The sequence below is a fragment of the Sphingobacteriaceae bacterium GW460-11-11-14-LB5 genome (genome assembly GCA_002151545.1).
Taxonomy (GTDB): Bacteria; Bacteroidota; Bacteroidia; order Sphingobacteriales; family Sphingobacteriaceae; genus Pedobacter.
In genome coordinates this window covers 5,616,108-5,639,952 of sequence record CP021237.1, presented here as the reverse complement: position 1 = coordinate 5,639,952, position 23,845 = coordinate 5,616,108, and the positions used below count along the sequence as shown (strand labels likewise).

18 protein-coding genes are annotated in these 23,845 nt (G+C 39.4%); 13 read left to right on the top strand and 5 right to left on the bottom strand.

Annotated elements, in window-relative coordinates; genetic code table 11:
* Nucleotides 1–67: 67 nt before the first annotated feature.
* From CA265_23025 to CA265_23005, 5 genes are all read left to right on the top strand, one after another.
* On the top strand, nt 68–850 hold the full coding sequence (locus tag CA265_23025) for a diaminopimelate epimerase (GenBank protein ARS42373.1): 783 nt from the start codon (nt 68–70) through the stop codon (nt 848–850).
* 39 nt (nt 851–889) lie between these two features.
* The gene (locus tag CA265_23020; protein ARS42372.1) at nt 890–1,744 is read left to right on the top strand and encodes a hypothetical protein; all 855 of its coding nucleotides are present in this window, start codon (nt 890–892) and stop codon (nt 1,742–1,744) included.
* Nucleotides 1,745–2,122: 378 nt separating this feature from the next.
* On the top strand, nt 2,123–3,292 hold the full coding sequence (locus CA265_23015; GenBank protein ARS42371.1) for an efflux transporter periplasmic adaptor subunit: 1,170 nt from the start codon (nt 2,123–2,125) through the stop codon (nt 3,290–3,292).
* A gap of 48 nt (nt 3,293–3,340) precedes the next feature.
* The gene (locus CA265_23010) at nt 3,341–6,517 is read left to right on the top strand and encodes a hydrophobe/amphiphile efflux-1 family RND transporter (protein ARS42370.1); all 3,177 of its coding nucleotides are present in this window, start codon (nt 3,341–3,343) and stop codon (nt 6,515–6,517) included.
* A gap of 10 nt (nt 6,518–6,527) precedes the next feature.
* The gene (locus CA265_23005; GenBank protein ID ARS42369.1) at nt 6,528–7,928 is read left to right on the top strand and encodes a hypothetical protein; all 1,401 of its coding nucleotides are present in this window, start codon (nt 6,528–6,530) and stop codon (nt 7,926–7,928) included.
* Between the two features lie 159 nt (nt 7,929–8,087).
* Here CA265_23005 and CA265_23000 read toward each other — a convergent pair whose 3' ends face one another.
* A complete protein-coding gene (locus CA265_23000) occupies nt 8,088–8,357 on the bottom strand; it encodes a hypothetical protein (GenBank protein ARS42368.1) in 270 nt (89 codons plus the stop codon).
* Nucleotides 8,358–8,361: 4 nt separating this feature from the next.
* Between CA265_23000 and CA265_22995 the strand changes: the two genes are divergently transcribed.
* A complete protein-coding gene (locus CA265_22995) occupies nt 8,362–11,892 on the top strand; it encodes a hypothetical protein (GenBank protein ARS42367.1) in 3,531 nt (1,176 codons plus the stop codon).
* On the opposite strand, the gene CA265_22990 is transcribed toward CA265_22995, so the two are convergent.
* Nucleotides 11,889–12,899 (bottom strand): hypothetical protein, encoded by a 1,011-nt coding sequence (locus tag CA265_22990; GenBank protein ID ARS42366.1) that lies wholly within the window; start codon nt 12,897–12,899, stop codon nt 11,889–11,891. The two genes, CA265_22995 and CA265_22990, sit on opposite strands and share 4 nt — an antisense overlap.
* A 280-nt stretch (nt 12,900–13,179) precedes the next feature.
* On the opposite strand from CA265_22990, the gene CA265_22985 reads away from it, so the two are divergent.
* The 4 genes from CA265_22985 (at nt 13,180) to CA265_22970 (ending at nt 18,192) form a co-directional block, all read left to right on the top strand.
* A complete protein-coding gene (locus CA265_22985) occupies nt 13,180–16,071 on the top strand; it encodes a helicase SNF2 (protein ID ARS42365.1) in 2,892 nt (963 codons plus the stop codon).
* 188 nt (nt 16,072–16,259) lie between these two features.
* The gene (locus CA265_22980; protein ARS42364.1) at nt 16,260–16,577 is read left to right on the top strand and encodes a hypothetical protein; all 318 of its coding nucleotides are present in this window, start codon (nt 16,260–16,262) and stop codon (nt 16,575–16,577) included.
* A gap of 65 nt (nt 16,578–16,642) precedes the next feature.
* Nucleotides 16,643–17,425 (top strand): hypothetical protein, encoded by a 783-nt coding sequence (locus CA265_22975; protein ARS42363.1) that lies wholly within the window; start codon nt 16,643–16,645, stop codon nt 17,423–17,425.
* 170 nt (nt 17,426–17,595) lie between these two features.
* Complete coding sequence (locus tag CA265_22970; protein ID ARS42362.1) at nt 17,596–18,192, top strand: hypothetical protein; 597 nt, start codon at nt 17,596–17,598, stop codon at nt 18,190–18,192.
* Here the strand turns inward: CA265_22970 and CA265_22965 are convergent.
* On the bottom strand, nt 18,189–18,821 hold the full coding sequence (locus CA265_22965) for a leucyl/phenylalanyl-tRNA--protein transferase (protein ARS42361.1): 633 nt from the start codon (nt 18,819–18,821) through the stop codon (nt 18,189–18,191). The genes CA265_22970 and CA265_22965 overlap by 4 nt on opposite strands.
* 73 nt (nt 18,822–18,894) lie before the next feature.
* On the opposite strand from CA265_22965, the gene CA265_22960 reads away from it, so the two are divergent.
* On the top strand, nt 18,895–20,337 hold the full coding sequence (locus CA265_22960) for a hypothetical protein (protein ID ARS42360.1): 1,443 nt from the start codon (nt 18,895–18,897) through the stop codon (nt 20,335–20,337).
* Between the two features lie 96 nt (nt 20,338–20,433).
* Nucleotides 20,434–21,633, top strand: coding sequence for a twin-arginine translocation pathway signal (locus CA265_22955; protein ARS43105.1), 1,200 nt, complete (start codon nt 20,434–20,436; stop codon nt 21,631–21,633).
* 59 nt (nt 21,634–21,692) lie between these two features.
* Here the strand turns inward: CA265_22955 and CA265_22950 are convergent, their stop codons facing one another.
* Complete coding sequence (locus CA265_22950; protein ARS42359.1) at nt 21,693–22,043, bottom strand: hypothetical protein; 351 nt, start codon at nt 22,041–22,043, stop codon at nt 21,693–21,695.
* A gap of 108 nt (nt 22,044–22,151) precedes the next feature.
* Between CA265_22950 and CA265_22945 the strand changes: the two genes are divergently transcribed.
* Nucleotides 22,152–22,520, top strand: coding sequence for a hypothetical protein (locus CA265_22945; GenBank protein ARS42358.1), 369 nt, complete (start codon nt 22,152–22,154; stop codon nt 22,518–22,520).
* A gap of 313 nt (nt 22,521–22,833) precedes the next feature.
* Here the strand turns inward: CA265_22945 and CA265_22940 are convergent, their stop codons facing one another.
* Entirely contained in the window at nt 22,834–23,808 is a 975-nt protein-coding gene (locus tag CA265_22940) for a hypothetical protein (GenBank protein ID ARS42357.1), read from the bottom strand.
* Between the last annotated feature and the right edge of the window lie 37 nt (nt 23,809–23,845).

Genomic DNA, 23,845 nt, shown 5'->3' with positions numbered 1-23,845 from the left:
AATTAAAAAACACAAACCGCTTATTACCTTTTGCAATTCAAATATTGCATTAAAAAATGAAGCTTTCATGAAAATTAATTTCTTTAAATACCAGGGCGCAGGCAACGATTTTATTTTAATAGACCACACCATGAGTCCGTTAAAAAATATTGATAATCAATTAGTTGAACAATTATGCCACAGAAGATTTGGCATTGGCGCCGATGGATTAATGTTCATTACCAAACATGAGGATTATGATTTTGAGATGCATTATTTTAACGCAGATGGTAAACTGGGCAGCATGTGCGGAAATGGTGGCAGGTGTATTGTTGCATTTGCCAAACAGCTCGGCATTATCGACCGCGAAACAAACTTTTTGGCAGTAGATGGGCCACATTATGCCAGAATTTCAGAAAATGGCGAATGGGTTGATTTACAAATGATTGATGTAGATACCATTACCAAAGATGGCGAAGCTTATATATTGAATACCGGCTCGCCACATTATGTTGCTTTACAAAGCGATTTAAAAGACTTTGATGTTTTTACGGCAGGAAAAAACATTCGCTACAATGCAACTTATGCTGAAAAAGGTATCAATGTAAACTTTGTAGAAGACAAGGGTGATCATTTATTTGTGCGTACCTACGAACGCGGTGTTGAAGATGAAACTTATGCCTGTGGTACCGGAGTAACCGCCGTAGCCATGGCCATGGCGAAACATAAAAATCAGACCGGCCACATTAAAACAGCCATTAAAGTTTTGGGTGGCGATATTAAAATAGAATTTGATTACGATGGTAAGGAATTTACCAATGTGTTTTTATGTGGCCCAGCCAAATTGGTTTTTGAAGGAGAAGTGGAATAGTTTTAAATTTGATTTTTAGTGATCCGAACAGCTTATCTTTTGATTTTTGTAGCGTGCTGTATTTCATGCAAACAAAAAAAACAGACTAAACATTTTAAGATCAAAGTAATAAATAGCCCATCAAAAGCAAGAATAGATTCTACGAATAAAAAACAAGATTCTCTTTTTCATACTGCTTTAAATCATGTATTTACACTAATCAAAGCCAATTCAAAGAACACCTTTAATAAAAGTTTTTCTACGACACAAGATAATCATCTGGACCATAACGTTAAAGTAGAGATTAAGTTAGGATACTTATTTTCACAGCGCTATAAAAATTTGCTAATCAAGAGTGCATCAAACCTTGAAACAAGGATATACATTTATAGTAGCGATGGTACAGATTTTAATCAATTGATGACGAAAAAATATTCAAATTATTCTTTCCCAATATTTTCAATTAAGGATATAAATGCTGATGGGCTAAAAGATTTTTTAGTCAATTGGTACCCAGAATCAGGTTGTTGCAGAAGAAATATTTATGATTTATATCTCTCCAAAGCTAATAAAACCTTCAGCAAAGAGATAACACTTGTTAATCCTACTTTCTATTCAAAAGAAAAAGTAATCAGGGGTGTTACCTATGATCATCCCGGACTTGCTTCCTTGTATAAATTTAAATGGAACAAGCTAAATCTGGATACTGTGGAGTACATTTACCCTAACTTAAAAGATACGCTTCAGCTTTCATTTATAAAATCAAGCCAAGAGAGATATTCTTCATCAAAAAGTAGAAAATTAGTCCAGCTAAAATCTTTAACAAAAGAATACCATGCGGTTTCAGAAATCGATTATTTTAAATCATATGATCTAGAGGATATCAAAGCAATTTCAAAAAACTATAATAATTAAGCCATTACCAAAATTAAAATCGGGTATTATCAAGGACACTTGCTTGTGTCAAATCGATCAAAATTTTCGACATTTAGTGTAATAAAAATCGTATATTTCCTTTGAATTTAACAGCTTTTAACATCTGTCGCAAGATATTTACACACTGTTTTTCATGCTAAAAAATACGACAACACCATCTATAACAGCAATTTAAAGGAAATCCGATCTGTTTTCAATCGCAAAATAAATCAATCGATTGATTAAATGACAGAATTCGGACAGATTTATTTTTTTTTAGGCTCTATTTTTGGGCATTTATCGGCGAAAATCGAAGTCCTATTTTTTTGACAACGCCCTTAATTCCGGAAATTTAAATTTAAACACACAGAAATACCCATGAGAAAAGTAACAACTCTCTTTTTTAGCGTGAGCATTGGTATGCTTTTGGCATCCTGCGGAAATAACGATGCAGCTAAAAAAGCTGCCGCTGCAGCAGCAGCTGGTCCGCAAGCTTACCCTGTTTTTACAGTAAACACACAAAATACAACCTTAGATTCTGATTATCCAGCAACCATTGAAGGTATTCAAAACATCGATATCCGTCCGAAAGTTGATGGTTTTATCGAAAAAATATTGGTAGATGAAGGCGCGGTAGTGAAGAAAGGTCAGTTACTTTTCACCATTAATGCTCCACAATATGAGCAACAGGTTAGAACAGCAAGAGCCGCGATTAGCAGTGCCGAAGCTGACGTAAATGCTGCTCAGCTTACGGTAAACAAAACCAAACCTTTGGTAGAGAAAGACATCATTAGCAAATACGATCTGGATGCAGCGCAGTTAACCCTTCAAAGCAGAAGAGCGGCATTGGCACAAGCAAAAGCAGAACTGGTAAACGCACAGGTTAACTTAGGTTATACTTCGATTACCAGCCCTGTAGATGGTGTTGTAGGCAGTATCCCTTTCAGAAACGGAAGTTTGGTGAGCAGCTCAAGCACACAACCTTTAACCACTGTTTCTAACACTTCGAAAGTTTATGCTTATTTCTCGTTAAATGAGAAACAGCTTTTAGATTTTTCCAATACCTATAAAGGCAATACGCTTGCCCAGCAGATGAAAAACATCCCTGCAGTGAGTTTGGTTCTTGCTGACGGATCCATCTATGCACAGAATGGCAAAATCGAATCCATCAATGGGCAGATTAACACCAGCACTGGTTCCGCAAGTTTAAGGGCAACCTTTCCTAATCCCGTTTTCTTATTAAAAAACGGTGCAAGTGCATCGGTTAGAATTCCGCAGCACGTTGAAAATGCAATTTTAGTCCCTCAAAAATCGACGATCGATTTACAAGGCAAGAAATTCGTTTACATTTTAGGCGATTCGGCAAAGGTGATCAATACCCAAATCGAAGTGATGGAATTGGCCAAAGGTAATTTCTACGTAGTTACCAAGGGACTTAAAGCAGGTGATAAAGTTATTTTAGAAGGTTTTCAATCATTAAAAGACGGAACTAAAATTAAACCTGAGGTAAAAAACACCGATTCAGTTTATGCTGAAATAAAAAAATAACAATATAGTCAGTGCAATCACACTACAGCAGTGTAATCCATATTAATTATGTTTAAGAAATTTATAGACAGGCCCGTTTTATCAACAGTTATATCCATTATAATTGTAATATTAGGTGTATTAGGCCTTGTAACTTTACCCATCTCGCAATACCCCGAAATTGCACCGCCAACCGTTCAGGTATCGGCTTCGTACCAGGGGGCAAATGCCGATGTGGTAATGAGTAGTGTTGTTGTTCCGCTGGAAGAACAAATAAATGGTGTGGAAGACATGACCTACATGACTTCCAGCGCCAGTAACGATGGTACTGCAACCATTACCGTTAACTTTAAATTGGGCACAAATGCCGATTTAGCGGCGGTTAACGTGCAAAACCGTGTAGCCAGAGCAACCAGTTTATTACCTGCAGAGGTAACCAGATCGGGTGTAATTACAGCAAAAAGACAGGCGAGTAACTTGCTTATTTTTGCCATTTACAGTGATGATCCATCATACGATCAGAAGTTTTTACAGAATTATGCCAACATTAACATCATCCCAGAGATTAAAAGGATTAGTGGTGTGGGTGATGCAAGTGCATTCGGTACTTTAGATTATACCATGCGTATCTGGCTTAAGCCAGAAGTAATGGCCGTTTATGGCCTGGTACCAAACGATGTAAGTGTAGCGCTTGCTGAGCAAAATATCGAAGCTGCCCCAGGTCAGTTCGGTGAACAGGGCAATCAGGCTTTTCAATACACCTTAAAATATAGTGGCCGTTTAAAATCGGAAACCGAATTTAGCAACATCATTATTAAAGCGGATGCAAACGGACAGATTCTTCGTTTAAAAGATGTGGCCAGAATAGAACTTGGTGCACAAAGTTATGCGAGTTATGTAAAGTTTAATGGTAAACCTGCTTTAGGTATTGCCATTAGTCAGACAGCAGGTTCGAATGCGAAAGAAGTAATCGAAAATTCGATCAAAACTTTAGATAAAGCAGCAACATCTTTCCCTAAAGGTGTTCACTACGAAACGGTTGTTAACGTAAATAACTTCCTGGATGCCTCCATTGAAAAGGTAATTCACACCTTAATCGAAGCATTCATTCTGGTGTTCTTAGTGGTATTTATCTTCTTACAGGATTTCCGTTCAACTTTAATCCCGGCGATTAGTGTTCCCGTAGCTATTATTGGTACCTTCTTTTTCCTGAGTCTGTTCGGCTTTACCATCAACCTGTTAACCTTATTTGCATTGGTACTGGCCATCGGTATCGTGGTGGATGATGCCATTGTGGTAGTGGAGGCAGTGCATGCCAAGCTTGATGCAGGTTATAAAGATCCTAAAAAAGCGACAAAAGATGCGATGGATGACATTAGTGGTGCGATTATTTCGATTACACTAGTGATGGCGGCGGTATTTATCCCGGTAAGTTTTATCCAGGGTTCATCTGGCGTATTCTATAAACAATTCGGTTTAACACTGGCTATTGCGATTATTTTATCAGCGATCAACGCTTTAACCTTAAGTCCGGCATTATGTGCCATGTTTTTAAAACCACATGCAGAGGATCACGAAAAAAGTAAAAATTTCTTACAACGTTTTTATACCGCTTTTAATACTTCATTTGATGCCGTAACGCAAAAATATAAACGTTCGGTAGGCTTTTTGGGTAAAAAGAGATGGTTAGCAGGATTAGGAATTGCTGTTTTCGCGGTGGTGCTGGTATGGATTATGAATACTACGCCTAAAGGTTTCGTACCAAACGAAGATTTGGGAACAGTTTTCTCTGACATTTCATTACCACCTTCTACTTCACAGGAAGAAACGGATAAAATTATTGTAAAAATCAATGATATTGTAAGTAAGGTACCAGAGGTAGAAGCTACATTTAGGGTTGTTGGCCGAAGTTTGATCAGTGGTTCAGGTAGTTCTTATGGTATGGTTATCGCAAGGCTAAAACCATGGGATCAACGCAAACGCGATGTTAAAGCCATTATTGGTGAATTATTTGCAAAGGCAGCCGGTATAAAAGGTGCAAAAGTCATTTTCTTTGCTCCGCCAACCATTCAGGGTTTTGGTACCGGTGGTGGTTTCGAATTCCAGTTGCAGGATAAAACCGGTGGCGATATTAAAAAATTCAACGAAGTAGGTAATGCATTTTTAGGGGCTTTGAGTAAACGTCCTGAGATTCAATATGCATCAACCTCATTCAACCCAAATTTCCCGCAATATCAGATTGATGTTAATGTGGCGAAAGTTAAACAGGCTGGCTTAACCGTTAGCGATGTATTAGGTGTTCTACAAGGTTACTATGGTGGTGTTTATGCCTCAAACTTTAATAAGTTTGGTAAACAATACAGGGTAATGTACCAGGCAGATGCCAAGTACCGCGCCAACCAGCAAAGTTTAACCAATATTTATGTTCGTAATTCAAGCGGAACCATGGCACCGATTTCTGAGTTTATTACGCTCGAAAAAGTTTATGGTCCACAGGCTATTTCACGTTTCAACTTGTATACTTCAATTGCGGTTACGGGTAACCCTAATGCAGGTTTTAGTTCTGGTGATGCCATTAAGGCCATTCAGGAAGAAGCAGCAATCCACCTTCCAACAGGTTATGGATATGAGTTCTCAGGTTTATCACGTGAAGAAGTAAGCAGTGGCAGCCAGACGATTTTTATCTTCCTATTGTGTGTAATCTTTGTGTACTTCCTGCTTTCAGCACAGTATGAAAGTTATATCTTACCGTTAGCGGTATTGTTTTCACTACCCATTGGTTTGGCTGGTGTATTCATCTTCGATAAGATCTTTGGTGTAGACAATAACATTTATACACAAATTACGCTGATCATGCTGGTGGGTTTACTTGCCAAGAATGCCATTTTAATTGTAGAGTACGCGGTAGACAGGCGACGAAAGGGAATGAGCATTGTGAATTCGGCTATTGATGGTGCAACTGCACGTTTACGCCCGATTTTGATGACCTCTTTTGCCTTTATCCTGGGTTTATTGCCTTTAATGTTGTCATCAGGTGTTGGTGCAGCAGGTAATACCTCAATTGGTACCGGAGCTGTAGGTGGTATGTTAATCGGTACTATATTCGGAGTATTTGTAATCCCTGCCTTGTTTATTGTTTTCCAAACCTTGCAGGAAAAAATAAGTAACAAATCTCCATTTGAGGAAGGCATTGATCGCGAACAAACAGAGGAAGAGTATGAGTTAGCGACTAACCATCCACATTAATTTGAAAATCATGAAATTTAGATATAAGCATTCCATATTAATCGGTTTAGCCATCCTCAGCCTAAGCGCCTGCGTAACTAAAAAATACGAGCGTCCGCAGCTAAAGAGCGAAGGTTTATACCGTGATAACAATACAACAGATACAACCACTATTGCCGATCTGCAATGGAAAACGTTGTTCTCGGATACCACGTTACAGTCGCTGATCCAACAAGGAATAAATGAAAATTTAGACCTGAAACAGGCGATCGAGCGTATTAAAATTGCCGAAGCTACCTTAATACAAAGCCGTGGGGCATTATTACCCAGCTTACAGGCTGATGTAAATGTAACCGACAATAAAGCTTCAGCAGCAGCGCAGAATTTTCCGGCAGGGATTAACATCAATCTGGAAACCCAAACTTATAAAGCACAACTGAGTACCAGTTGGGAAGCTGATATTTGGGGAAAATTAAGCAGTGCAAAACGTGGCGCTTACGCTACTTTATTACAAAGCGATGCAGCAAAACGTGCTGTTCAAACTCAGTTAATTGCCACTATTGCCAACAATTATTACACTTTATTGGCGCTTGACAAACAACTGGCCATTACCGAGCAAACCATTAAGGTAAGAACGCAGGATGTTGAAACCATGAAAGCCTTAAAACAAGGGGCTGTAGTTAATGGTGCAGCAGTGGTACAGAGTGAAGCCAATTTATACGCTGCTCAGGTAACCTTGCCCGATTTAAAAAGAAGCATTAAAGAAGCTGAAAATGCGCTTAGTGTTTTGGTTGCTAAAGCGCCAAATGCGATTAACCGCACGACCTTAGATCAGCAAACCCCTTATGCTAATTTACAAACCGGCGTTTCTGCACAATTGTTAAAAAACCGTCCGGATGTGATCGCTGCTGAATTTGGGTTCCGATCAGCTTTTGAAAACACAAACGTAGCGAAAGCTTATTTTTATCCTGCTTTAACCATTACTGCAGCAGGTGGTTTATCAAGTCTGCAATTACAGGATTTCTTCAGCAAATCGATCTTCTATAATCTGGTTGGTGGTTTAACACAGCCCATTTTTGCAAAAGGAGCAAACAAGGCCCGCTTAAAAACAGCCGAAGCTAATCAGCAAATTGCTTTTTATAACTTTCAACAAACGTTGTTAACCGGTGGACAGGAAGTATCGAATGCTTTGTACGCTTATCAAACCGCTTCAGAAAAAGAAGAAACAAGGGCAAAACAAATCGCTTCTTTGACCAAAGCAGTCGATTTTACCAAAGAATTATTACGTTATAGTTCGGCAACAAACTATACGGATGTATTAACTTCAGAACAAAGTTTGTTAACAGCTCAATTAAGTGGCATTAACGATCGATTACAAAAACTACAATCGGTTGTAAACTTATACCGTGCATTAGGCGGTGGCTGGAAATAAAAAATAATTAACCAATTTTTAAGGCATTCTGTTTTCAGGATGCCTTTTTTGTTTTAGGCTGATTTGCTTTCGCTCCTTAGAAAGGAGGGTAAACTAGCATTTGTAGAAACCTTCCTCCTTATGTGAGTAACCATCCTACAGGTCATGAAACCTTCCCGCCTATGGAGGCACGAAATCATTAAGGTCATGAAAGCTTCCCGCCATAGGGAGCGAGCTTTCATAACTACTTTGAAACCTCCCTGCCCTGCGCGGCGCGAAATCAAAGTAAAATAGTGGAATGTGAAAATTTTCTACCTTGACTATTTCACATAAACCCATTTCTAAACCAGCATACGTGTGCCAACTATTTTTAAGAAAAATAATGTAGGTTTGTTTCACTAAAACGCTAGCCACTAAATAGTTTATTTGTATTTTGGCTGTACCAAACAATTTTATGCGCTTCTCAAAACTTCTAGCCCTCTTTGCCGGCTTATTTTTCTTTAGTAATAGCTACGCCCAAACTTATGTAGTAACCAGTAATGCCGATAGCGGTCCTGGCACGTTAAGGGAAGCATTGACACAAGCCGCCATAGCCAATAGAGTAACTACATTTACCATTAACTTTAATTTACCGGGTACACCTAGCGACAACGCTAACCGCACCATCAGGTTGCGTTCAGCACTACCTATTGTCTCTTCAAATGTAGTTATTGATGGCACCTCTCAGGCAGCATGGCCTGCACTTGGCGTTTCCGGAGCCAAGGTAATTTTAGAGCCAGAATATCCTAATTCCACATTTTCGGGACTGGTAATTGGCCAGTCGTCATCCACGCAGGTCCAAACTACAGGGGTTGAAGTTTATGGTTTGTACATCAGGAATTTTGCCACCATTAATAATTTACAAAATGTAAATATGGCGCAAGGCTCAGGAATTGTGATCGATTATCGTGCAAATAATATTACCATTGGGGCTCCGGGGAAAGGAAATGTTATTGGAGGAAATATTAACGGTATCATTGTTCAGAACAGCTTTTTTTTCACCACCATCACGGCCACCAAAATTAAAATCCAATCGAACTTAATCGGGGTGATATATGATGGAATAACCCCAAATACAAATGTTTTTGGTATTTCGGCCAATTTATACGATAGCGCACTGGATGTGGGCGGTGATAATGCTGGTGAAGGAAACGTAATTGCCGCAAACCGGATTAATGTTGACATCACCCGATCATCCTACTCCACTAACGCAAGGTTCGATGTTAATGTAATCAATAACAAAATTGGGGTTGATTATACGGGCAAAAAAGACTTCCATGACTTACCGATATTTCTTTCTTCTTCTGCTTTAGAAATTGCAGGTTTAAAAGTTAACGCCATCAATACAGCACTTTATGTGCGGAACAACATTATCGGAGGAAACAGAACTACAGGCGTTTCGATTACCAATTCAGACTTTATTCTAACCGGTAATGCCATAGGCACCGATGCCGCCGGAACCGTGGCAATGGGTAATGGTATTGGCGTAAAAATAGAGTTGGGTGCAGGCGGAACTATTGGTGGGGCAACACCAGCTGAAGCGAACTTAATTGCCAACAACAACTTTGGTGTCGAAACGGTGTCGTCAAAGCCTGTAAAAATTACGAGAAACAGTTTCTTTTGCAATAAAACGTTTGGGATCGGAAAAACATTAAGCATACTGCAACCATATATTCAGGTGCTAAAAAAACGCAGCAATTATGTTTCGGGTAAAGCTACCCCCAACTCAGAAGTAGAATTATTTTATACCGTAAACTGCCAGGGCATTTGCGAAGGTAAAACCTATATTGCTACCGTACAGGCTGGTAGTGATGGCCGCTGGGAATACAACGGAAACCTTAGCGGTATGGTTACCGCAACAGCGAGTTTGTTAAATGCCACCACCTCTCCTTTCTCTACGGCTGAATTATTACCAAATGAAGCGATTGTAGAACCTGTAACCTGTAGTGCTAACGGATCAATCACCATTCCCGAAGTGCGTGAGGGTTTTACTTTTAGCTGGGTAAAAATAGAAACCGATGGTAGTCGCGTACCTAAAGGGAACACACAGAGCATCTCTAATTTAGATGTCGGCACTTACGAAGTAACTGTTGATGATGGCTGTAAAGCATTCCCATCGGTGTTTATCATCAAAGATCAAAAGTTAACCAAACCTGCTATCCTGCCGGTTTCGCCTGCGTGTGGACAAACTACTTTTACCTTTACCGCTGAGGTTTTAAGAGGGAAAGGTGTGCTAAAATACGAATGGATAAATACGGCAACAAATGCTGTGGCAAGCAGAAGTAACCCCGCTAGTTTACCTGAAGGTACTTACTTCGTAAAAGTATCGGATGAGGCAAACTGCTCATTAGATTCTGATCCGATAACGGTTAAAAGGAAACCTCAACCTAAAATTGGGAATCCCACTAAAACTACTTCTGCAGCATGTGGTAAAGAAAACGGGGCTATTGTAGGTATTACCATTACAGATGCAACGGGTACCCTAAGCTACAAATGGTTTAAACGTGATCCGATCACAGGGATTTTAGGTACAGATGTGGTATCAACTACGCTGGATCTTGAAAATGTAGGAGGCGGCAACTATACCTTATCTGTTTCTGATGAAGGTCAATGTTCACCAGTTTCTTCATCTTTCTTTATCGGCACTTATAGTGATGTTGCCATTAACGGAGGAACAGTTACACCAGCCCGATGCGGTGTTAACAATGGTGTTATTGATGGTGTGTCGATTACCAATGCCGATACCTACGAGTGGTTAAGCCCAACCGGACAAAGCATTAAAAAAGGACCGTACTCGCCCGGAATGTCTATAAAAATGATTGACCTTGCACCAGGCACTTATACCTTAAGGGCCAGCAATTCGCTATATACCTGCACTTTAGACAAACCTTTTAGAGTGGATGCATTAACACCAACGGTTTATACTTTCACACCAACCGTTAATAATACCACCTGTGAACTGATTAACGGAAGTATCAACCTAAACTTCAGTTCCGTTCTTCCAACATTGTTTAAATGGGTAGATGAATCAGGCGCTACAGTTGCCGGAGCAACCAAAACAGGGAACATGATTGAACTGAAAAATTTGCCTGGAGGCAATTACAGAATGTTCGCTTATGATGTAAACAATTGCGAAACAGTTTTAGGACCTTATGCCATCAATATTACACCAAAACTAAACATCGTATCCAATACTGCAACCGTAATTAAAGATGGCTGTACCTTACAGAGAGGTTCTGTTAAAGGCATACAGGTAATTGGTGGTGTACCAGGTTATGATTTTAAATGGATAAACGAAGCTGGCGAAGCCGTTCAGTATACCCAGGATCTGATTAATGTTGGTGCAGGTACGTATCGCTTAGAGGTAAAAGACAAAACATCTTGTGGTTATGCGATCAGCGAGGCTTATACGGTAGTAGACGAACCTTTTAAAATCCTGGCTCCCATCATTAACGACTTACGTGTTTGTTATGTTTCTGATATCGTTTTACCTGTAATTGCACCAGAAGAAGGAACTTACCAGCTCTTTGAAAAAATTGATGATACCAAACCGTTTTTAGAAAACACCAACGGGATATTTAAATTTAAAGTCGCCAAAACAGCCGATTATTTTGTGCGGCGAAAATTGGGTTCCTGTACCAGCGAATTTACCAAAGTACATGTAGAGGTAACACACGACAATTTAGAGGTTACCAATACCATGACCCCAAATGGTGATGGTATGAACGATGTTTGGCAAGTTAGGGGTTTACCAGATTTTAAAGGCACCAACATTAAAATTTATACCCGGGGTGGGCAATTGGTGTACGAATCAATCGGTAATTACACAAAACCTTTTGATGGCAGGTTTAGGGATAAGGAATTACCGGCAGGTGTTTATTATTATGTGATCGATTTGCGGGCTGAATGTAAACCATTGGGTGGTAGTATAACCCTTTTACGTTAAAACTGCCTGCTCGGGCAAACTACCTGATAACGGTTGTTTAATAAAATACCCAGCACAATTTCGTGCGTGCCATTATTTACCGAGCGTAAACCTGAAGTATTTACATCATACGAATAACTTAGGTTTACTAACGATGCAATGTTAAGTCCGGCCAGAAGTGAAAAAGAATCGTTGTTCCTGAAACTGGTTCCAACCCAGAATTTATCCTGATAGGCAAATTTCAAATTCGCATCAAAAGTAGCCGGAGAGTTGGCCCAATACGAAATCAAACCAGACGGGATCATTGCGATATCCTCATCCAGAAATATTTTATAGCCCGCTGTTCCATAAAAAGTAGCTGCTTGATATGGGCTGGTTTTAACCTGGTTATTGACAATGCTGCTTTTATTTCCAATAAGCTGTTTAGCCGAAACACCAGCAAAAAACCTTGGGCTATATAGCCAAATACCTGCACCAATATCGGGTCTGATTTTATTGTTGTAATCGGCAGAGAATAAAGGGTCACCCGACTCGTCAGCTATAATTCCGCGCACATCAACACTAATTGATTTAAATCCGCCAGATAAACCAACTGATAAATTTACTTCATTTGTAATACCCAAATGATAGGCATAGGTTAAGTTTACATTGGTCTGCCGAACTAATCCTGCTTTATCAGTCATGGCCACCAGGCCAATTCCGTGGTGAGGTTCCGCTGCAGTATAGCTGTTTACAAAACTTCTGCTCATTGGATTATCGCCATTCCCGGCAAATGAGTTTACATTGCTCCGAACAAAATCTTCGCCAATAGCGGTACTTAAAGAAAGGTATTGCGTACTTGGTGCACCTTCTAATCCACTCCACTGTTTACGTAAACCTATTTTTAAATCTGTGTAATTATCTATTCCCGATAGTGCAGGGTTCAGCAAAATATTGTTAAAAATATATTGGGTGCTCCGGGGGATTTCTTGCGCATAGCTACAAAAATGTAAGCAGGCAAGCAGAGAGAGCGCGTAAAAAAATTTCATTTAAACCTTAGTGATGCGTTAATGGATTGATAAAGAAAGCCTATCAATACAAGGACTAAGATAATAAGTTGTAGCCAATTATAAAGTATTTAATATTTATCTGTCCTTTAACTTCAAATAGCGCTCCATCCAACATCTGCATTTAAGCGTTCTTTAAGATTTCGAGAAAAAACTGATAATTTTTACTTCAAAAACCGATACTTCTTTTGATGTAACCTCAAAATATTGTAAGTTTAAAGTTTTTTAAGCGCTTAGCTTAGAAAAAATTTTAAACCAATCAATGTTACGTGTCGATAGTTCTAAAGCCTGTAAAGTGGTGTACTCTTTGTGCAAACATGAGTACTTGGGCTATTTAATTGAACCTCACGTTGTTCAGCTCAATCCACAAGGAGATTTTTCTTTTACCTATCAACGGATTTTCACACATACCGCAGAAGAATTTAATGCCTGTTTAAGTGATATTGATTATAAGCTGATCAAGATTTTAGATGACATTGAGCAAGACTCGCTGATTAAAAAATATTACAAGAAACTAATCAGGCCAACTGAGTTTTTCACTAAAATTTTCGACAATAAATTTTACGAAAATGTTCGCCCTAAAATCGAAAAGAAACTTGCCGAAGCTTTAGAGCTTTTAAAGGTTAAAAACGAGCTTTATGTAATGGACAAAGATGGCTGGCCGGTAGAACGTAAAATCGAACTGGCCGATGAGCCCGCCTCTATCCTTTTTCATTTCCGCCGAAATGAAACGGAAACACGTTATTTCCCGACCATCAAGTATCAGAATCTACGCATCGAATTTATGTTTAAAGAAGCGCAGATTATCAGTAACAAACCTGCGTGGCTATTGCTTAACGATGTATTGTACTTTTTTGATCAGGATATTGAAGGGAAAAAACTGCAACCCTTTTTAAATAAACGCTTTATTGCCATACCCAAAACAACCGAAGCTACTTACTTTGAAAAGTTTGTTGCCCCTTTAATAGAAAAACACCATGTGTATGCCGAAGGTTTCGAAATCAGAACCGAACAGTTTGAAGCCACACCTGTAATTAAAGTTTTGTATGTGGATGGCGGACTTTCTCAGATTCAGTTGTACTTTAAATACGGCGAATATATTTTCCCTGTAGAAAATGCGCATAAAGTAACCGTACGTTTAGAAAAAACGGCCGATAACTATATTTTCCACCGCATTAAACGTTCGGCAGAATGGGAGAAAAAACAGTTCAATCTGTTATTATCATTAGGATTAAAAAAAACAAGCTCGCTGTTTAGTAACCTGGAAGTGATTTCAGCTGATGAAAACCCGAGTTATGCAGCCATTAATTGGGTAAACGAACATATCGAACTTTTACAGGCAGCAGGTTACGAAATTGAACAGGCCACAGGCCAGAAAAAATTTGTTTTCGGTGCCAGCAAAATCGATCTTGAAGTTAAAGAAGGAAACGATTGGTTCGATATCCATGCTGTGGTATGGTTCGGAAAATACCAGATTCCTTTTCTTTCGCTAAAACAACATATCCTACACAAAAAGCGGGAATTTTTATTGCCCGATGGCGAAGTGGCCATTATTCCCGATAAATGGTTTACGCAATACGGTAGTTTGTTCAGTTTGGCAGAGGCCGGAAAAACGCTGAAATTAAAGAAACACCATATCGGTTTAATCAACGATTTGGCCGAAGATAGTTTAGCTAACGTGACACTTGAGCGTAAGTTGCAGCGCTTATCAGATTTCGAAGATATCGCCGATACGCAAATGCCTGTTCATTTTAAGGGCAGTTTACGCGATTACCAGAAAGCCGGTTATAACTGGTTCAGCTTTTTACGCGAATACAATTTCGGTGGTTGTTTGGCCGACGATATGGGTTTGGGTAAAACCATCCAAACATTAGCCATGCTGCAAAAAGTGAAGGAAGACGATCAATTGCTTGAAACGCAAACGACCTCACTTATCATCATGCCTACCTCTTTAATTTATAACTGGTTAACAGAGGCTAAAAAATTCACTCCAAAGCTAAAAATACTGGCACATACGGGTACTAACCGAAATAAAGATGTAGCCAATTTTGCCAATTACGATATTATCATTACCACCTACGGTGTAACCCGAGTGGATGTAGATGAACTGAAAAACTTTTATTTCAACTACATTATTCTTGATGAAAGTCAGAATATTAAAAACCCGGCATCAAAATCGTTCAAAGCCGTGAGAAGCTTAAAATCGAAACATAAACTGATTTTGAGCGGTACGCCCGTAGAAAATTCAGTAAGCGATTTATGGTCGCAGTTAACCTTTTTAAACCCAGGTTTATTGGGTACACAAGCATTTTTCTATGAAGAATATGTACAAGCCATAGAAAAGAAAAAGGACGAAGAAAAAGCGCGCAAACTACAATCGATTATCAAGCCATTTGTACTCCGCAGAACGAAAGAGCAGGTGGCGGCAGAATTACCACCTAAAACGGAACAGGTAATTTACTGCGACATGAGCGAAGATCAGGCTGCTTATTACGAGAAAACAAAATCAGCCTACCGCAACGATTTATTGCAGAGCATGGACGATGGAACTTTCGCGCAGAAACAGGTGCAGCTTTTACAGGGATTAACCGCCTTACGTCAGCTGGCCAATCACCCCATAATGATTGACGGGGCTTATGTTTCAGATTCTGGAAAGTTTGAAAACGTGATCCACACACTGGATAATGTGCTTAAAGGCGGACATAAGGTTTTGGTTTTTTCTCAGTTTGTAAAACACCTCGATATCTTCAAAAAACATTTTGAGGCGGAGCATATCCCTTTTGCTTATTTGGATGGTGCAACGCGTAACCGGGGTGAAATTGTTTCCGAATTTCAGCAGAATACCGAATTGAAGGTCTTCTTAATCTCTATAAAAGCGGGTGGCGTGGGTTTAAACCTAACTCAGGCCGATTATGTTTTTATCCTCGATCCATGGTGGAACCCGGCAGTAGAACAACAAGCCATTGATAGAACGCACCGTATCGGTCAGGATAAAAAGGTTTTCATTTACAAATTCATCGCAAAAGACACCGTTGAAGAGAAAATACTGGCCTTGCAAAACCGCAAAAAATCGCTCGCCAATTCTTTAATTACCACTGAAGAGAGTTTCTTTAAATCGCTCAGCAAGGAAGATATACGTGATATTTTGAATTAGGCATTCAATATTAACTCGTCATCTCGACTGAAACGCAGTGGAATGGAGAGATCTATCTTAATAGATTTCTCGACTACGTTGCACTCCGCTCGAAATGACGATAAATCTTATGGGCCACACATTTAATTTTCTTTTCAAAACTCAATTCCCTCTTACTTGTTATACAGTAGAACATAAATTCTACCATCATGACAAATCAAGATTTTAATACTGCTGTAAATAACGTTAAAGAAGCCTGGAAGTATCCGGAATTATTCGAAAACGTTTCAAAATCTGAGCGCTGGTTATCTGGCGCGGCAGGAACATATTTACTTTTTAAAGGCATCACCAGCATTTTTTCGCATCCGGTAATTGGTTTAACCGGTGCTGCAATTGGTGCAGGATTATTGTACCGCGGCATTACAGGTTATTGCCCTATGCGCGATTTGGCAGAACAGCGCAGCGCAGACATTGCGCCTGATGAAGTAATTATTAGCGAAACTTACGTTGTTGACGATTTGGGGTAAAATTTTAAATACCAAATTTCCATTTCTTAATAAACTGGTTAACTTTAAAAAGTTAAACCACAATCATGAACAAGTATACACTATTATTTATTCCTGCGCTTTTTGCAGGGCAAGCGATGGCACAAGATAAAAAACCAGATCCTGCCAAAGACCCAAAAACAACCGAGGTTTGGGAACCCGTTCCAAAGGTTGTTACACCAGGTAAATTGCCTCAGGATGCGCCATCTGATGCAACCATTCTTTTTGGTGGCAGAAATTTAGATGCATGGCATTCAGTTAAAGATCCATCTAAACCAGCCGAATGGACAATCGACGATGGATTTTTCACCGTTAAAAAAGGGACTGGAAACATTGAAACGAATAAAAAGTTTACCGATTACCAGCTGCATATGGAATGGAAAATCCCTGAAAACATATCGGGCGAAGGTCAGGCCCGTGGCAACAGCGGGGTATTTTTAGCCTCAACCGGCGGCGGCGATAATGGTTATGAAATCCAGATTATGGATGCTTATAACAACAAGACTTATGTGAACGGACAAACAGGTAGTGTTTACAAACAAGCGATTCCATTAGCCAATGCCAACAAAAAACCAGGCGAGTGGCAATATTACGATATCATTTGGAACGCACCACGTTTTAACGAAGATGGAACCGTACAAAAACCTGCGAGCGTTACCGTATTTTTAAATGGCGTACTTTTACAGAATGGTTTTGTATTAAAGGGCGAAACCAGGTATATCGGTGCCCCTGAATACAAAAAACATGGCCCTTCTTCAATTAAATTACAAGATCACGGCGATCCAAGTCCTGCGATTAGTTACAGAAACATTTGGGTTAGAGAATTATAATTTCAACAAAACAACAATATAGTCCTCGTTTGTAACGAGGATTATTGAAAATTGCGATTTTATCGCTACAACAAAACAACAATACAAAACCTGCAGGCCAAAAGCTTGCAGGTTTTGTTTTATAAGATAATTTGACGGATAATTGCATCAGATTATTAGCGTTGAATTTTATGAACAAAGGCAGATTAGAAGCATTTAGTGATGGCGTAATTGCAATTATCATCACCATTATGGTTTTAGAGATTAAAGTACCGGAGCATGGCGATACATTGGCCAGCTTAAAGCCCCTTATTCCGAAATTTATCAGCTATGTTTTAAGTTTCACCTACGTAGGTATTTACTGGAACAACCACCATCACCTCATGCATGCCGTAAAAAAAGTAAGCGGATCAATGTTATGGGCTAATTTAAACTTACTGTTCTGGTTATCGCTTTTCCCGGTTACGGCCGGATGGATGGGTGAAAATCACTTTGCCTTTTGGCCGGTTGTGGCTTATGGTATCGTATTGTTTTTAGCGGCAATTGCCTACTTAATCCTGGTTATCACGATTAAAAAAACAGAGGGTGCACACTCGCTTGTCGTTGAAGCAATAGGCAACGATAGTAAAGGGAAAATTTCTTTAGTTTTTTATGCATTGGGCATTGGGCTTAGCTTCATAAACCCATGGATTGGCTGTTCGATGTATGTAATTGTTGCGGCCATTTGGTTTATACCTGATACCAGAATTGAACGGGCTATACATCAATCGCTAGAGAATAAAGATTAGTCTTTTCTCAAAATACCCATAAATGTTTCCCTGTCCATCATTTCGGCGCCTAAGCTCATTAAATGATCGTTCGGTAACTGGCAATCAATTAAATCGATATTCATTTTGCTTAAAAAAATCAATGCGGCTTTAGAAGCATTACTTACATGGCTAAACATACTTTCGCCACAAAAAACGCGGTTTACTTTTAAACCATAGAGCCCGCCAACCAGTTGATCAGCTTGCCAAACCTCTACACTGTGCGCATAACCTTGCTGATGGAGATTAATGTAAGCCGCTTGCATTTCGTTGGTAATCCAGGTGCCATCCTGCCCTTTCCTTTCAGTAGTTGCACAATTGCGGATCACTTCGGCAAAAGCCTGGTTAAAAGTAATCTTGAAAATTTCCTGCTTTAAAATTTTACGCATGCTTTTACTGATCCTGATCTGATCAGGATAAATTACACATCGCTCGTGTGGCGAATACCAAAGGATGGGCTCACCTTCACTAAACCATGGAAATATTCCATTCGAATAGGCCATTAACAACCGCTCCGTACTTAAATCACCGCCAATAGCCAATAAACCGTCCTCTTCTGCCAAGGCCGGATCAGGAAAGCCCGGGTGATCATCTGGTAACTGAAAAAACATAAACAAAAATAAGAAAGAAAACAAAGATTAAACCCTGGCGTTTTAAATATGTCATACTGTAAAACAGTCCATTATGAGCGCAAAAGATAATTTCTTAAAAGTAAAACATCTTTATAACCGGGCGGGTTTCGGGATTTCTTATGCAGACTTACAAAAATTAAGCAGGAAAAACATCGATAAGGTGGTGGATAATCTGCTTAAAGATTCTCAAAAAAACGATCCCATCAATTTAGTGAACGATTACGAATCGAAGCGCCAGCTTCTGGTTCAGGCGGGTTTATACTCAAAAAAAGACCTGACCGATGAAGAAAAGAAAATGCGCCAGCAGATTGTGCGCGAGCAAAACGAAGTAAGCCGCGACCTGAATATTGCTTTCATTAACAAAATGATCAATACCGATGCCCCGCTAAGGGAAAAGATGACGCTCTTTTGGCATGGCCATTTTGCCTGCCGCAGCAACAACCCTTTTTTTGCGCAACAGTTAAACAATATTCAAAGAACAAATGCCTTAGGAAGCTTTAAAACTTTACTGGTTGAGGTTTCTAAGTCGCCGGCAATGTTGCAATACCTGAATAACCAGCAGAACAGAAAAGGTAAACCAAATGAGAACTTCGCACGCGAGCTCATGGAACTTTTCACCTTAGGCAGGGGAAATTATACCGAGCAGGACATTAAAGAGTCTGCCCGCTCATTTACCGGCTGGATGTACGACAAGGACGGCTCATTTATTTTCAGACAAAATCTGCACGATGCCGGAACAAAAACATTCTTTGGTAAAATCGGGAATTTTGAAGGCGAAAACATTATCGATATTATCCTCGAGAAACCAGAAACCGCACAGTTTATCGCCCGGAAAGTATATAAATTCTTCGTAAATGATAACCCAAACGAGGCGCACATTAAAGAACTTGCTACTCATTTTTACAACTCGAAATACGACATCGCCTCGATGATGAAAAAAATGTTTACAGCTGATTGGTTCTATAGCCCTGAAAATGTAGGCACAAAAATTAAGTCACCAGCCGAATTTTTAGTGGGTTTAAGTCGCGAGTTTTATGTTACCTACAACAAACCACAGGTTTTAATACAGCTACAAAGCAGTTTGGGGCAATATTTATTTAACCCACCTAATGTTGCAGGCTGGCCTGGCGGACAAAGCTGGATTGATAGTTCATCGTTAATGTTAAGGATGCGCATTCCCTCTCTTGTTTTAAATGATGGGGAAATCGATTTCAGCGGTAAAGCTGATCCTGAAGACGAGGCCGTAATTGCCTTAAGCCGGACAGCTACCAGCAATGCAAATGCCAACATGAAACCAAAATCGTATGTAAACGCAAATGCAGACTGGCCTAAATTTTTAAATACCTTACCAAAGGGATTAACGCCATTGGAACTTACCGAGTTTTTATTGCAGCCCAAATTAAACGCCAAAATCACAACGATGGTAAGCGATAATAAAGGATTGCGAAGTACAGCAGTAGAAATTACCAGCATGCCCGAGTATCAGTTGTGCTAGAGAACAGTTAATAGTTGATGGTGAAGAGCCCATTAGCTAAACACCCAAACCAATGAACTATTGACTGATGAAAAAGCGAACCAAAACATTAACAAGATGAACAGAAGAAACTTTTTAAGAAATACAGGATTTGTTGCAGCAGGTTCGCTATTCGTTCCGGCTTTTATGAAACCACTGGAGGCCATGGCGCTTGATGAACTGAGTCTTTATAAAAACCTGGTTGTGGTACAGCTTTCTGGCGGAAATGATGGTTTAAATACCGTTATTCCCTTTGGAAACGATATTTATTATCAAAAAAGAAAAAGTATTGCCATTAAACCTGAAGAGGTGATTAAACTGAACGATATGCAAGGGCTAAATCCGAACATGGCCGCCCTGCAAGAAATTTATGATCAAGGTTGGATGACCATTATCAATGATGTTGGCTACCCCAATCCCGACCGTTCACATTTCCGTTCGATGGATATCTGGCAAACAGGGAGCGATAGCAATCAGTTTCTATCAACCGGATGGATTGGCCGCTATTTAGATAGCAATTGCCAGACCTGCAAATTTCCCTATACGGCGATAGAAGTGGATGACTCACTTTCTCTGGCCATGAAAGGGCAAACCAAAAAAGGAATTGCCTTAAAAGATCCTGCGGCTTTGTTCCGTAATACAAACGATCCGTTTTTTAAAGCGATGTTGCAGAATGATAAGGAACATTTGGATGAAGATAATTTAGGTTATTTATACAAAACCATGATCGAAACGTCATCTTCTGCCAATTATATCCAGAATACATCTAAAATTTACCAGTCTAAATCCACTTACCCTACTTCAGGCTTTGCAAACCAGTTGAAAACCGTTTCTAAATTTATTTCTTCGGGATTAAAAACCAGGGTTTATTATGTGTCGTTAAGTGGTTTCGATACACACGTGAATCAGATTGGTCAGCAAGGCAATTTGCTTAAACAATACAGTGAGGGTATGGCTGCTTTTTTAAAAGATTTAAAATCAAACAATAAACTGGAAGATACCTTGGTGATTACTTTCTCTGAATTTGGCCGTAGGGTAGAGCAAAATGCCAGTAATGGTACCGATCATGGAACGGCAAATAACATGTTTGTTTTTGGTGGAAAATTAAAGAAACAAGGGATTTTTAATGCTGCGCCTAATCTAAGCGATCTGGATACAGGCGATTTAAAATACCAGCTGGATTTCAGGCAGGTTTATGGTACCATCTTAGATAAATGGCTGGATGTAAACAATGCTGATATCCTGAACAAAAAATTTAATACACTCGATTTTATATAGGTTTACCAAAAAGTCAAGTTTCATAGCACCTTGGCTATTAAACTTGACTTCTTTTTTATTTATTTCCTTTTCAATACATACACAGGCCTGCTGCTGTCCTTATCAATCTGATCGGTATAGGTATTAAAAAGTTCATAACCATATCTTTTCAGTTTATTGAGGCAATCCATCTGAGAATTGAAAAGTAAATCATTTCCATCGTCGTCTCTTACGTTCAATTCTTTATTTCTTTTGAATTTTTGTCCATAATCTATTCTGGCAATATAGGTATCGCCACCGTTGTAAATCGGTTTTACCTCAATGTATTCTACCTTGATGTCGCTTAATTTAAAGCCGTTTACATTTTGTCCTTTGGCATTAGACAGCCCAAAGCACGCGACAATTGCCGCTGCAAGAATTAATTTTTTCATGTTGTGTTTCTTTTGTGTGTAATTCTAAATTACAAAGAATACAAGTAGAATGCATGAATAAACTGTAACAAAATACCCAATATTAAATCTTAACCTTTAAAAAATATAATGAACTTTTTAGGCAATATTATCTGGATTATTTTTGGCGGTATCTTTATTTTCTTTGAATACATTATCGGGGGGCTAATCCTTTGCCTAACCATTGTGGGTATTCCTTTTGGTATCCAATGTTTTAAATTCGCCATTGTAGGCCTTGCTCCGTTTGGGGTTAAAATCACCGATACTTCATCAAATACAGGCTGCCTGTCTACCATTATGAACCTGATCTGGATTTTATGTGGTGGTTTCTGGATTGCATTGACCCATTTATTTTTTGGTATCCTGCTTTGCATTACCATTGTGGGTATTCCATTCGGGCGCCAGCATTTTAAGTTAATGAATTTGGCTTTCACCCCGTTCGGGAAGTCGATTTCTTGATTTGGATAATCTATATCGTTCCGTCATTTCGACCGCAGTGAAGAACCCGAAGGGGCTGCGAAGCAAAATCTGTATACATTTTTTTGAAAAGCAGGGTTCTATGTTTATCGGATCCGAAAGTCCCGCCATTCGCTTTATCCCGATGGCAAAATCGGGATGCCCGCTGCTGTCGGGTTTATTGAACTGTGGCCTGTTTCCATTAGCAAAAAACGCTATACCTAGCCCCGATTGAATGGATGCCCACGATACTTCATCGGGGCAGGAAAGAAAGCGGGACTGTTGAAACCGATGAGCACAACAACTGCGCTCCAAATTATTGGATCAAGCCTATAAATTTAGAATGTTCGATCGCTTCTTCACTATAATTAAATAAACATGCCTTCACCCCTCTCTCTTCGACCATTTTAAGCAATTGTCTTGTTTTTGCTTCTTTCTCTGGCCGAATATTACGGATGTATACCGCTTCGATATTTTTTGGATACTTCTCCACTATAGTTGAATAAATTTCGGGGTCCTGCTGGGAGTTATCTCCAAAGAAAACAAACTTCTGATTGGGGAAAACGTCTAAAATCCGCATTACCCTCAATAATTTACCTTCATGCCCTGTTTTACCTGTTCTAACTAAATCCTTCCATCGTTTTAATGTATTTAAAAGGAAAGCACCTTCCGGCAGTTTATTGAATCTGAAAGTCTCGACCAGATAATCGTAAAGGTTCCATTCGCTGCTGCTTACATAAAAAAAGGGATTGGGCTGATTTACTTCGGTGTGCGACAGGGCCAATTGCTGATAGTGACTGGCTGCCTCTGGAAAAGTTTTACGTGTATGCGGATTTTTGATAAACAGCTCCCTTAACCGCCGCCCAATAGTTGCCGAATGAGAAATCATTACGGTATCATCCACATCAGAAATAAAGGCATACTGCGTAATGTGTGGTACATATACCCTGCCTTCTCCTTCACTTAAAACCGTCCCGTCTTTACCAATGGCTTGCACGTTAACAAAATGCCAGCCCGCAGGCACATCGTTTTCGGCCTTCCATTCGAATTTAAAAAAGCCATCTCCTTCGGTTTTATTGTAAATCGTCTGGTCGAAAAATTGCAAACGTACCTCTACAAAAGCATAGGGTTTTAAGATGAAAAGCTTTAAAAGATGTGCAATATTAACAAAGAGATTGTTGCTATAAACCTGCTGTGTTTTTGCCTTGCGTTTAAAAACATGACCATAAACAACCAAATTATGTGCGTGGCCATAGCCATGGTATACTTTAACGCTTACAGATTTATTCATCAATATTAAAACAGAGTTTATTAAAAGTTGTTTGTGA